At 70.1% G+C, this 12,197-nt stretch carries 10 protein-coding genes and 2 riboswitches; all 10 genes read right to left on the reverse strand.

The annotated features are described in order from the left end of the window. Positions 1-486: 486 nt before the first annotated feature. Complete coding sequence (locus BM536_RS10615; RefSeq protein WP_073497459.1) at positions 487-1,338, reverse strand: thioesterase family protein; 852 nt, start codon at positions 1,336-1,338, stop codon at positions 487-489. Positions 1,339-1,667: 329 nt separating this feature from the next. Continuing rightward, positions 1,668-2,324 (reverse strand): trimeric intracellular cation channel family protein, encoded by a 657-nt coding sequence (locus tag BM536_RS10620; protein WP_073497461.1) that lies wholly within the window; start codon positions 2,322-2,324, stop codon positions 1,668-1,670. A 64-nt stretch (positions 2,325-2,388) separates the two neighbouring features. After that, positions 2,389-3,771 (reverse strand): ABC transporter ATP-binding protein, encoded by a 1,383-nt coding sequence (locus tag BM536_RS10625; RefSeq protein ID WP_094102843.1) that lies wholly within the window; start codon positions 3,769-3,771, stop codon positions 2,389-2,391. Beyond that, positions 3,768-4,865 (reverse strand): ABC transporter ATP-binding protein, encoded by a 1,098-nt coding sequence (locus BM536_RS10630; RefSeq protein ID WP_073497465.1) that lies wholly within the window; start codon positions 4,863-4,865, stop codon positions 3,768-3,770. The genes BM536_RS10625 and BM536_RS10630 overlap by 4 nt, the downstream gene beginning before the upstream one ends. Further along, the gene (locus tag BM536_RS10635) at positions 4,862-5,860 is read right to left on the reverse strand and encodes an ABC transporter permease (protein ID WP_073497467.1); all 999 of its coding nucleotides are present in this window, start codon (positions 5,858-5,860) and stop codon (positions 4,862-4,864) included. Before BM536_RS10635 ends, BM536_RS10630 begins: the two co-directional genes overlap by 4 nt. A gap of 110 nt (positions 5,861-5,970) precedes the next feature. Then, positions 5,971-7,770, reverse strand: coding sequence for an ABC transporter substrate-binding protein (locus BM536_RS10640; RefSeq protein WP_073497469.1), 1,800 nt, complete (start codon positions 7,768-7,770; stop codon positions 5,971-5,973). A gap of 64 nt (positions 7,771-7,834) precedes the next feature. After that, positions 7,835-8,842, reverse strand: coding sequence for an ABC transporter permease (locus BM536_RS10645; RefSeq protein ID WP_073497471.1), 1,008 nt, complete (start codon positions 8,840-8,842; stop codon positions 7,835-7,837). Between the two features lie 315 nt (positions 8,843-9,157). Then, positions 9,158-9,958, reverse strand: coding sequence for an enhanced serine sensitivity protein SseB C-terminal domain-containing protein (locus tag BM536_RS10650; RefSeq protein WP_073497472.1), 801 nt, complete (start codon positions 9,956-9,958; stop codon positions 9,158-9,160). A 217-nt stretch (positions 9,959-10,175) separates the two neighbouring features. Next, entirely contained in the window at positions 10,176-10,970 is a 795-nt protein-coding gene (locus BM536_RS10655) for an enhanced serine sensitivity protein SseB (protein WP_073497474.1), read from the reverse strand. A gap of 122 nt (positions 10,971-11,092) precedes the next feature. Next, complete coding sequence (locus tag BM536_RS10660) at positions 11,093-11,779, reverse strand: AAA family ATPase (RefSeq protein WP_094102844.1); 687 nt, start codon at positions 11,777-11,779, stop codon at positions 11,093-11,095. 176 nt (positions 11,780-11,955) lie between these two features. Further along, a riboswitch (glycine riboswitch) is annotated at positions 11,956-12,055 on the forward strand. Then, positions 12,056-12,171, forward strand: a riboswitch (glycine riboswitch). Positions 12,172-12,197 lie beyond the last annotated feature (26 nt).

Genomic DNA, 12,197 nt, shown 5'->3' on the forward strand with positions numbered 1-12,197 from the left:
ACAACCGCCGCCCTGCCCGCCCCCACCGGGCCCGCCGCTCGGCATGCCGGAGGAAACACCGGTCGGCACACCCGTCGCGGCGCCGGTGAGGGCACCCGTCGGAGCCCCCGCGGCCGCGGACCCCGTAGGCGCACCGGACGGCACTGCGCTCGGTCGCCCGCCAGGCGTCCCGCTCGGTGCCCCGCTCGGCGGCCGGCACGCCTCCTGCCCGGTCGTGCCCCCGCTCGACGACGCCGAGTCGCCCGAACCGCAGGCCGCAAGGGCGAGCGGCGTGAGCACCAGCAGGGCGGCCGCGGGAAGGAGACGTACCGGCATCGTCGGCGCACGCTTCATGAGAGACAGCTCCAGAAAGGATGAGGAAGGTCTGAGACCGCCACCCAACCAACGCCCCTTGAGCCTTCCTTGGGACCGCTCTGTCCGCCGCCTGTCAATCAGGCAAAGCGCGCTTCAAGTGACCGCGCCGAACCGGTGGTTGACGGACGGTCGTCAGGCCCGCCGTACGCGCGCCAGTTGGCGCGACTGTGCCACCAGCCGGTCCTGGCTGTCCCACACCTCGCCGTCCTCCTCCAGGAAACCGCCCGCGAGGTTGCGGGTGGTGAGGGAGACGCGCACCGGGCCGGGGGCCGGGCGGCAGCGGACGTGGACGGTCAGCTCGATCGTCGGGACCCAGCCGGCGATGCCGAGGTCGAAGGCGGTGGGCGGCAGGGCGTCCACCGCGAGCAGCAGGGAGAGCGGGTCGGCGTCGCGGCCGTCGGCGAGCCCGAACCAGGCCCGCATCTCGCCCTTGCCGGAGGGCTGTCCGAGGGCCCAGCCGACGGTGGACGGATCGAGCTTGAGCATCAGCCGCTCGGCGATGGGCTGTTGGTCGGCGTCGGGGGCGGGCCCGTCCTCGGGCCCGAAGCACTGGCCGATCGGCGCGAAGGCGGGCGGTCTGGCGGCGGTGCGGACGTCGTCGGGGAGGGCGTCGAGGTCGCCGTAGGAGGCGAGGACGCGGATCCGCTCGACCTCGCGGCCCTCGTCGTCGTACTGGAAGAGGGAGGCCTGGCCGGTGGAGAGGGTGCGGCCGGCGCGGACGGTCTCGGTGCGGACGACCGCCGGGCCGGGGCGCGAGGCGCTCAGGTAGTGCGCGGTGACGGTGAACGGGTCGCTGTGCGGCAGGGCGTCGGCGAGCGCACGGCCGAGCACGGCGAGCAGGTAGCCGCCGTTGACGGCACCGAAGACGGTCCAGCCGGCCGAGAGGTCTGTGTCGTACACGCCGGGCTCGCGGAGGGTGACGGCGGTGTCCCGGTCGAACTCGCTGTCGCCGAGGGCGGCGGGGGCGATGGCTGCTTCAGACATGCATGAACGGTACAACAGGCAATTACTAAGCGGTAGCTTTTCCGATCGCGCTGTACGTCTCCGGTCAGCCACACGGAGGGCACGAGGCGGCTCCGGCCCTCCGGCGGGCGGCGAAGACCCGGGCGGCCGGGCACCCCGTCCACGCCCCGGAGAACACGGGCGGCCACGACATGGCGCTGTGGCGGACACAGGTGGCGCCCGCCTTCCTCCGGCTGACCACCCAGCTCGACCAGCGGGCTCGGCCCGCGGGCTCGACCAGCGGGCTCGACCAGCGGGCTCGACCAGCGGGCTCGACCAGCGGGCTCGACCAGCGGGCTCGGCCCGCGGCGCTACTCCTCCCGCACCGTCGAGCGACGGTTCCACGCACGCGGCGCTCGCCAGTGGAACCGCATCGCGAGCAGCCGCAGGACGAAGGCCGTGAGCGCGGCCATGCCGCTGGCCAGCGGGGTGAGGACGTCGTAGCGGAGGCAGATCGCCACCATCGTGGCGCCGACGATCGCCGGTACCGCGTAGAGATCGCGGTCCCAGCGCAGCAGTGAGGGCACCTCATTGGCGAGGACGTCGCGGAGGACACCGCCACCGACGGCGGTCGCCAGGCCCAGGGCCGCCGAGGCGGTGAGGCCCAGGCCGTGGTCGTACGCCTTCACCGTGCCCGAGACGCAGAACAGGCCGAGGCCGGCCGCGTCGAAGACGTTCACGCCGGACTGGATGCGCTCCACGTGCGGGTGCAGGAAGACGACCAGGAGGGCGGCGAGCAGGGGGGTGACGAAGTAGCCCAGGTCCGTGAAGGCCGCGGGCGGCACGGCCCCGATGATCACGTCCCGGAAGATGCCGCCGCCCAGCGCGGTGACCTCGGCGAGCACGGCGATGCCGAAGACGTCGAAGTTCTTCCGCACCGCCAGCAGCGCGCCGGAGATCGCGAAGACGAAGATGCCGATCAGGTCGAGCGTGTGCTGGACGGATGGGCTGAAGAGTTGCTGGAGCACCCTACTATTCTCACCCAGCACAGAGCCCCTGCCTTACATTGCAAGGCAGGGGCTCGTTCGCTTCTTACTTCTCCTTGGCAGGAGGCTCCTCTTCGGAGACAGCGGCCTTGGGGGCAACGGCCTCGGGAGACTCGGAGGCCTCGGGGCTCTCGGCGGCCTCGGGAGACTCGGCGACCTCGGGGGCCTCCTGCGACTCGACGGCCTCGGAAGACTCCGGAGCCGCGGGCTTCGCCTCGACGTCCGCCTCGGCCTCCGCCTCGACCTCCGCCGCCACGGCCGCCGACGTCTGCGCCGACTCGGCGAGCACCTCGTCGGCCACCAGCGCCGCCGCCTCCTTCGCGGCCGTCAGCAGGACGGTGTCCTGCGGAGCCTGGTCCGCGAAGTTCTCCGGGTGGTGGCAGGCGACCTGCTGGCCCGGCCTCAGCTCGACGAGCTTCGGCTCGGCCGTCCGGCAGATCTCCGTCGCCTTCCAGCACCGGGTGTGGAACCGGCAGCCGGTGGGCGGCGAGATCGGCGAGGGCACGTCGCCCTTGAGCAGGATGCGCTCGCTCTTGGCGTTCTTCCGCCGCGGGTCCGGGATCGGCACCGCCGACATCAGCGCCTTGGTGTACGGGTGCATCGGCGCCTTGTACAGCAGGTCGCGGTCGGCCAGCTCGACGATCTTGCCGAGGTACATCACCGCGATCCGGTCCGAGACGTGCCGGACGACCGAGAGGTCGTGCGCGATGATCACGTACGTCAGGCCCAGTTCCTGCTGGAGGTCGTCGAGCAGGTTCACCACCTGGGCCTGGATCGACACGTCCAGCGCGGAGACCGGCTCGTCCGCCACGACCAGCTTCGGGTTCAGCGCGAGCGCGCGGGCGATGCCGATGCGCTGGCGCTGACCGCCGGAGAACTCGTGCGGGTACCGGTTGTAGTGCTCGGGGTTGAGGCCCACGACCGACAGCAGCCGCTGCACTTCCTTCTTGATGCCGCCCTCGGGCGTGACGCCCTGGAGCTTGAAGGGAGCGCCGATGATCGTGCCGATGGTGTGGCGCGGGTTCAGCGACGAGTACGGGTCCTGGAAGATCATCTGCACGTCGCGGCGCAGCGGACGCATGCCGGCGACACCGAGGTGCGTGATGTCCTTGCCCTGGAACTCGACCGTGCCGCCGGTCGGTTCGAGCAGCCGGGTGATCAGCCGGCCCATCGTGGACTTGCCACAGCCGGACTCGCCCACGACGCCGAGGGTCTCGCCGGAGCGGACCTCGAAGTCGATGCCGTCCACCGCGTGCACGGCGCCGACCTGCCGCTGGAGCAGGCCCTTCTTGATCGGGAAGTGCTTCTTCAGCCCGGTCACCTTCAGCAGGACCTCGCCGGGGGCGGCGTCCTTGGTGAGGGTGGCGGCGCCGCTGCTCGGCTCGCCGGTGGTCTGCGCGGGGATGGTCACCGCTTTCTCGTCACTCACAGCTTCGGCGCAATCTCTTCGGTCCAGATACGCTCCCGCTGCTCCTTGCCCAGGTGGCAGGCGGCCCAGTGCCGGCTGCCGACCTCGGCCAGCTCCGGGCGGACCGTGCGGGTGACGTTGTCCTTCGGGAGGTCCGCGTACGGGCAACGCGGGTTGAAGGCGCAGCCGGACGGGATGTTGATCAGGGAGGGCGGGGAGCCCTTGACCGGGATCAGGCGCTCCTGCTGGTCGCGGTCGAGTCGCGGCATCGACCCGAGCAGACCCCAGGTGTAGGGGTGGCGGGGCTCGTAGAACACCTTCTCCGCGGGGCCGCGCTCGACGCACCGGCCGCCGTACATCACCAGGAGGTCGTCGGCCAGTTCGGCGACGACGCCCAGGTCGTGGGTGATGACGATGACCGCGGAGCCGAACTCCTTCTGGAGGTCGCGGATCAGGTCGAGGATCTGCGCCTGGACGGTCACGTCCAGGGCGGTCGTCGGCTCGTCCGCGATCAGCAGCTCGGGGTTGTTCACCAGCGACATCGCGATCATCGCGCGCTGGCGCATGCCGCCGGAGAACTCGTGCGGGTAGTTGTCCACCCGCTTGTCCGGCTGCGGGATGCCCACCCGGTCGAGCATCTCCACCGCGCGGCGCTTGGCGGTCTTCTTGTCGACGTCGTGGTGGATGCGGTACGCCTCCACGATCTGCTGACCGATCGTGTAGTACGGGTGCAGTGCGGACAGCGGATCCTGGAAGATCATCGCCATCTGACGGCCGCGCAGCTTGCGTACGTGGTCCGGGTCGGCGGACAGCAGCTCGGTGCCGTCCAGCCAGATCTCACCGGAGATCTGGGCCTTGCGCTTGCCGTACTGGCCGGCGGTGTGCAGGCCCATGATGCCGAGCGAGGTCACGGACTTGCCGGAGCCCGACTCGCCCACGATGCCGAGGGTCTTGCCCTTCTCCAGCTGGAAGCTGAGCCCGTCGACGGACTTGACCAGGCCGTCGTCGGTCGGGAAGTGCACTTTCAGGTCGCGCACTTCGAGGAAGGCGCTCGGCGCGGGCGAGGCGGCGGTGGGTTCGCCCACGGCCGCTCCGCTCTTGCTGAGGTCGGTCATGTGAGCCTCACTCGGGGGTCGATCACGGCGTACAGGATGTCCACCACGAGGTTGGCGACGAGCACCGCGAGGGAAGTGATCAGGGTGACACCCAGGATGATGGGCAGGTCCTGGTTCTTGATGGCGTTGAGCACCGCCTGGCCGAGGCCGGGCAGGTTGAACGCCGTCTCGGTCAGGATCGCGCCGCCGATCAGGGCACCCAGGTCCATGCCCAGCATGGTCAGCAGCGGCGTCATCGTGGAGCGCATGGCGTGCTTGCCGATGACGGTCCGCTCCTTGAGGCCCTTGGCCCGGGCGGTGCGGATGTAGTCCTCGCCGAGGATCTCCAGCATGGTGGCCCTGGTGATGCGTGCGTACATCGCCGCGTACAGGAACGCCAGGGTGATCCACGGCAGGATCATTCCGCCGAACCAGGCCGAGAAGCTCTCGTCCAGGGGTACGAACTGGCCGTCGAAGAGGTCCAGTCCGTACACGAAGATCGACAGCGCGACCATGCCGGTGAAGTAGATCGGGAGGGAGACGCCCGAGAGCGCGATCACCATCGCGCCGCGGTCCCACAGGCTGCCCCGCTTGAGCGCGGAGAGCACACCCGCCGAGACACCGAGGAGCAGCCACAGCACGGCGGCGCCGAGCGCGAGGGCCAGGGTGACCGGGAAGCGGTCGGTCAGCACCGGCCAGACGGCCTGCTCGCTGCGGAAGGAGTAGCCGAAGCACGGCGCGGCGCAGTGGATGGAATCGCCACCGCCCGTGTAGGTGCGGCCGGCGAAGATCCCCTTGAAGAACTCCCAGACCTGGGCGTAGATCGGGTCGCCCAGACCCAGCTTCTCGCGCACACCCTCGACCGCGGCCGGGTCGGCCTGCTTGCCCACGAAGCTCAGGGCGATGTCGACGCCCGCCCACTTGGGGATGAGGAAGAAGATGCCGAAGACCACCATGACGATGACCACAAGCATCACTACGGCGGCGAACAGCCGCCTGATGAGGTAAGCGAGCACAGCTCTCGGCCCGCCGCGGACCGCGGGCCACCGGAGGTCCTCCGGTGGCCCGCGCTCCCGCTGCGCCGGCCTTCACCTGCCTTTCGTGCCGTTCGGCGGGTGTGCCGGGACTACTTCTTCGGGTTCTTCAGACCGAGGTTGACGAAGTCGTACTGACCGCTGTAACCGTCGGTGGTGTAGACGTTCGCCAGGTTGTCCGAGCGCCAGTTGATGAACCGCTCGAAGACGAAGGGCAGGTAGTACGCGCCCTCCATCACCTTGTGGTTGATCTCCGTGGCGATCTTGGTCTTGCCGGCGTCGTCCAGGGTGGTGACGTACTGGGCGAACAGGCCGTCGATCGCCTTGTCCTTGATGAGCGCGTAGTTGTTGTTACCGCTCTCCGAGATGTACTTGCTGCTCCACAGCGGCAGACCGAAGCCCTGGACGGACGGGAAGTCCGGACCCCAGCCCATGATGATGATGCCGTAGCCCTTCTTCTTCACGTTCGAGGGGCTGCCGATGATGCCGGCGGTCTGCGAGCCGTCGTACTGGTCGATCTCGACGGTGATGCCGATCTTCTTCAGCGAGGCCTGGAGGGACTGGGCCGTGGCCACCTCGACCGGCTTGTTGTTGCGGACCGCGATGGTGGTCTTGAAGCCGTTCGGCTGACCGCAGGCCTTCAGGGCCGCCTTGGCCTCGGCGACGTTGCCGCTCTTGTTGGCACCGGCGAGCTTGTAGGGGTCGTACTTCTGACCCTCGGCGCCCGGGACGGACGGCGGCAGCATGTTGGTGCCGATGTCGCCACCGGCGATCGGGCCACCACGGGCGGTCTGGAGCGACACGTGGTCGGCACCGAGGATGACGGCCTTGCGGCACTCGATGTTGTTGAACGGCGCGACGCTCTGCGGGAAGACCGCGTAACGGACGTAGCCGGAGACCGGGTTGTCCAGGTTGGCCTTGTGCTGCTTGAGGGCGGTGGTGCGGCCCTGCGGCGACATGCCGGTCTGGTTCAGGTCGAGGTCCAGGTCACCGCTGAGCAGGCGCTGGTCGAGCTGGTTGGCGTCCGAGAAGAACTGGATCGTGATCTCGTCCGGGTAGGCCTTGCGGACCGGGTCCGAGGCCTGCTTCCACTCGGTGTTGCGGACCAGCTTCAGGTCCTTGCCGGGGCTGTAGGACGCGAACTTGTACGGACCCGAGGAGAACGGCTTGAGGCCGTACTTGGACTTGGTGTCCTTGTCCTGGCGGACCGGCGAGGCCGAGACCAGGGCGAGCATCTCCTCGAAGTCCGAGTTGGCCACGGGGAGCTTGAAGACGATGGTCTTGTCGTCCGGCGTCTCGATGGCCTTCAGACCGAGCTTGTCGGCGGAGGTGTCCTTGTAGGGACCCTTGTACTCGCCCTTGGGGTCGAGGACGTCCTTCAGGTACGTCGGACCGCCGGACAGCACGTCCTGCGCCCACACGCGCTCGATGCCGTACTTCACGTCCTTGGACGTGATCGGCTTGCCGTCCTCCCACGTGATGCCGTCACGCAGGGTGTACGTGTAGGTCTTGCCGTCGTCCGTGACCTTGGCGGTCTCGGTGGCGAGGTCCGGAGTGATCTCGGCACCCGCGGCGCCCGGCTCGGCCTTGTTCGTGACCAGCTGGCGGCTGTAGTAGCGGGCGAAGTTCCACATCATGCCGTAGTAGCCGCGCGTGGTGTCCCACGAGTCGGCGTCCTGCGCGGCACCGAACTTCAGCGTGCCGCCCTTCTTGGCCAGGTCGGCCTGGGCGACCTTGTTGTTCGCGGCGTCGAAGCCGGCGGCACCGGTCTTCGAACCGTTGTCGCCGTCGTCCGAACCGCCGCCGCACGCCGCCGTGGTCAGCAGCGCGGCGACCGCGGCAGCAGCGGCAAATGCCTGCTTCCGCCGCCCTGAGGTGCGTTGGGTAGTCACGATCTCGGATCCTCCGGATAGATGAGAGACCCCGTGTAGATGCCACGGGAGGCTTGGGTGCGGCTCAGCGGGATGCCTTCGGGTCCAGCGCGTCCCGGACGCCGTCGCCGAAGAGGTTGAAGGCGAGAACGGTGATGAAGATCGCCAGGCCCGGGACCACCATGTACATGGGGTCGGACTCGTAGTAGTCGATCGCGCTCGAGAGCATCTGCCCCCACGAGGCCGTGGGCGGCTTGACGCCCACACCCAGGAAGCTGAGTGCCGCCTCGGTGAGGATGTTGGTGGGGATCATCATCGTGGTGTAGACGACGATCGGGGCCACGAGGTTGGGCAGCAGTTCCTTGAACAGGATGTACAGCCGCCCGGCGCCCAGCGATCGGGCGGCCTCCACGTACTCGCGCTCTCGCAGGGAGAGGGTCTGACCGCGCACCACACGCCCGATGTAGGGCCAGCCGAAGAAGCCGATGACCAGGATCATCACGAAGACCCGCACGTTGGAGCCGGTGAGGCCCAGCAGGTCGCTCGGCATGACGGAGACCAGCGCGATGATGAACAGCAGCTGGGGGAAGGCGAGCAGACCGTCCATGACCCGGCTGACGACCGAGTCGACCCAGCCGCCGAAGAAGCCGGCGAGGATGCCCAGGACGGTTCCGAGGATCACGGCGACGACGGCGGACAGGAAGCCGACCAGCAGGGAGATGCGGGCGCCGTAGAGGATGCGGGCGAAGATGTCGCGCCCGTTGACCGGCTCGACGCCCAGCAGGTGCTCGCCGCTGATGCCCCCGAGGGAGCCCGTGGGAGTGCCGAACAGCGGGTCGATGAGGTTCTCGTGATACTCGTTCGGGTCCTGGCCGAGGATCGAGGTGATCACGGGAGCCAGCAGCGCGACCAGGACGAGGAGGAGCACCACGACGCCGCCGGTCAGGGCGAGTTTGTCCCGCTTCAGGCGCTCCCAGGCGATCCGACCCAGGGAACGGCCCTGTACGGCCTTCGCGTCGGCGGTGGCCACCGCCGCTTCCTCGGCCGGGCTCGGGGCCGCTTCCGCGGTCGGCTCGTGCAATGGTGCCGTCATCTGGCAGGGACCCCTCTCAACCGGCGGTAGCCGGCCCGCACTTGCCGCTGTAGCGGCGTGATCAGTCCGTCGTACACAGGGGCGAAAGCACCCCTGATGCGGGAGTCTTCAACGCTTTGGCGATCTGTAGCCAGACTTGACGGGGAAAGGATGCGCAAACGTGATGCTCTCAGGAGGATTCCGTTATCCGGACGGCGGGTAACGAGGGGCGGACGCACACGAGTTGGGACATAAGACCCTAAAAAGGGACTTAACGCCCTGATCTACGCGCGAAGACTCACTGCGCCGACCCGGAGGGACGCGCGGCTGTGCGCATCAGAAGCGACCGGTCGGCGGGAAGCCGTAACCGCCCGCCGGAGCCTGGGCGGCCGGGGGCGCGGGAGCGTGCGCCTCCCGGTCGTAGAAGGGGCGGGCGTGGGCGCGCATCCACAGGACGACCGGGTCGTAGTCGTCGCTCATGGTGACCGTGGACACCGGCAGTCCGTCCGGCACCGCGCCGATGGACTGCTGCATCATCCCCCGCACCGCGTCCACGGCCTGCGGCGAGGTGTCGTAGACGTCGAGCCCGAGGGCGAGGTAGGGCGCGCCGACGGCCGGCTGGACCCAGGCGCGGCGCAGCGAGCGCAGGGCGGGGGTGCGGTGCGCGTTCTGCGCGAGCAGGGCGTAGAACTGCGGGATCTCGATGGCCGGCTCGGACAGCCGCAGCGGCCCGGCCGGCTGACGGTCCAGGCCGGTGGCGATCCGCCGCAGGTCGAGCCAGGGGATGCCGACGCCGCCACCGGGGGCGTGCGGGTTCAGCCAGAGGCCGTAGTGGTCGGGGTAGAGGGTGCGGGCCACGTCCAGCCCGTCGACCACCTCGTACGACCGGTTCCAGCCGCTCGCGGACAGCTCCTGGGCGGAGGTGACACAGGGGGCGTAGCCGTGTCCCTCGACCTCCATCGTGCCGTACTGGGCGTCGGGGGAGCCGGCCTGACCTTGCCACAGCAGCATCCACACCTGGCCGGTGCCCGGGGCGGCGAGGGCGCGCAGGAGGGCCTCGTAGGCGTCGTAGCGCCCGGGGGTCACCTGGCGCAGCATGTGCTCGACCTGCCCGGCCGCGATGCCGCTGGCGCTCACCTGTACCGCCCCTTCGATAAGTTGCCCCGCTTTCGGGAGACCAGCTTAGGTCTCTTCACCGACAACGGGTGCCCCGGAGGGGACGGGTCGTCCGCCGCCTCCGGGACCGGACCGAGGACGGGTCGTCCGCCGCCTCCGGAGCCGGACCGGGGACGGCCCGCCGCGCCCTCGCGACCCCGCCGCACACCGGTACGGACCGCCCCCGCACGGGGTGCGTTCAGCCGACCCTGGAGTAGAAGGGCCGGACGTGTTCCTTGAGCCAGCGGGCCACCGGGTCCTCCGTCATGTCGAGCAGGACGAGGTTGACCGGCCAGGGCGCCTGGGCCCGGGCGAGTGCCTTGCCCAGGGCCTCCAGGGGAAGCGCCCGCAGATCGCCCTCCCACCGGGACAGTTCGACGCCGACGAACATCACCGGGTCGGCCGTCTCGACCGCGGCGAGGCAGCGGCGCGCGGTGAGGACGACGCCGATCGCCTCGAACTCGGCGGAGGCGGCGGACAGGAAGTCCACCGGGTCGTGCTGCCAGTCGGGCTCGTGGAGTCGGACGCGGCCGCCGCTCGCCGGGCCGTCCAGCGCGGTGCGCCCGGTCCGGCACAGCTCGGCCACGGCCACCGGGGGCAGCGGGATGCCGACCGTGCCGTCCGGGTTCACCAGGATGCCGACCTGCGGCGGCAGGCCGCGGGCGAACTCGACGGCCGGGGCGATCGTGAACGACATGTGCGCGCCGACGACCTGCCGGAACTGTTCCTCGGAGCTGAACACGGGCACGTACGCCTGCCCCTCCAGCTCCAGCGTGGGCAGGTCCAGGGGGCCGCTGTGCGGGCCGCCGCCGCCGGGCAGCGGCACCCAGACGAAGCTGCGGCCGAGCACCTCCACGATGCGTCCGCCGGCCCCTTGCACGCCGAGGGAGGCGGAGAGCACCTCCTCCAGCTCGTTGCCGGGCCATCCGCCGTGCGGGTGGGGGTGCGCCTGTGCCGGGAAGTCCGCGGGGAAGTCCGCCGGGGGGAAGTCCATCTGCCTACCGCCTGCTGGGAGCCACTGGATGTGGCTCAAAAGGCTATCGGGTGCGGCGGCGCGCCCTCGGCCACGGGCAACCGGACCGGTGGCGTGGGCGGTGGGCGCTGGGCGCTGGGCGGTCAGCCGGTGAAGCCGATACGGCGGAGGGTGTCGGCCGCGGCCCGGTCCAGGAGGACCGTCGAACCGCAGCCCTTGGGGAGGCGGCCCTTCTCCGCCGCGCGCAGCAGGTGGGAGGCGGCCCGGCGGTGACGCCGGAACGCGTACCGGGACACGCCCCGGCCGCGCTCGCGCTGGCCCTCCAGGGCGGTGTCCACCGTGACGTCGAGCAGCACCATGTGCAGCGTGCCGCCACGGCGGCGGGCCTCGCGGGCCAGCCAGGCGCGCACCCAGGCCTGCGTACCGCAGTCGTGGACGACGACGCCCTCGCCGGAGCGCAGGGCACGACGCAGACCGGCGTAGTGCGCGAGGCGGACGAGGGGACGGTAGAGGGCGTACGGCAGGGCGCGCGGCACGCGGGCGTCCCAGCGGTCGCGGGTGTCCTGGGAGTCGATGCGGGTGCCCGTCACCGCGCGCTTCATCAGCGTCGACTTGCCGCTGCCCGGCAGCCCGGTGACCACGACCAGGTCCCGGGGGCCGAACAGCAGGCCGTGCGGGCTGTGGCCGGCGCGGTCGCGCAGGTCGCGGACGACCGGGGCGGGCGCCGCGCCGCATGCCTCCCGGCCCGGGACCTGCGGCTGTGCGGGCAGTCCGAGCGCCGGGCCGGCCGCGAGTGCCGAGCCGGTCGCGAGTGCCGTGGTCCTGTTCACCGTGTTCGTCCTCCCCTGGGGTCAGACAAGTCTTCTCCCCGTCGAGCGTAAAGAGAAGGTAATGCGCACTGTCTTGCGTTTTCATGCGCTTACCGCCACAGGCCGGTTACAGATGCGGCCTGCCGTGATCGGGCCTGGCGTGCGATGATGGCCGCGCCAACTGCATACCGGCCGTTTGAATCCGCGCGGGAGAGTCCCCACCGACAGTTTCGCTGGGGCGCCGAAGGAGCAAGTCCCTCCCTTGAATCTCTCAGGCACCGTTACCGCGCGGGCGAGGCACATCTGAAAAGCGAGTCACCCCGCGGTGGCTCCACCCAAGGTGCAACCCGTGACCGACCCTCTCGCGGACGGTCATGGCGAACCTCTCAGGTTCCGATGACAGATGGGGAGGAACGACCTCGCCGTCATGCCCTGGGAG

It is taken from the genome of Streptomyces phaeoluteigriseus, from assembly GCF_001896135.2.
Taxonomy (GTDB): Bacteria; Actinomycetota; Actinomycetes; order Streptomycetales; family Streptomycetaceae; genus Streptomyces; species Streptomyces phaeoluteigriseus.

What these genes read in the sequence shown, in the direction of transcription:
- BM536_RS10615 (WP_073497459.1), bottom strand. Translation starts at nt 1,338, where the DNA reads ATGTCTGAAGCAGCCATCGCCCCCGCCGCCCTCGGCGACAGCGAGTTC.
- BM536_RS10645 (WP_073497471.1), bottom strand. Translation starts at nt 8,842, where the DNA reads ATGACGGCACCATTGCACGAGCCGACCGCGGAAGCGGCCCCGAGCCCG.
- BM536_RS10630 (WP_073497465.1), bottom strand. Translation starts at nt 4,865, where the DNA reads ATGACCGACCTCAGCAAGAGCGGAGCGGCCGTGGGCGAACCCACCGCC.
- BM536_RS10655 (WP_073497474.1), bottom strand. Translation starts at nt 10,970, where the DNA reads ATGGACTTCCCCCCGGCGGACTTCCCCGCGGACTTCCCGGCACAGGCG.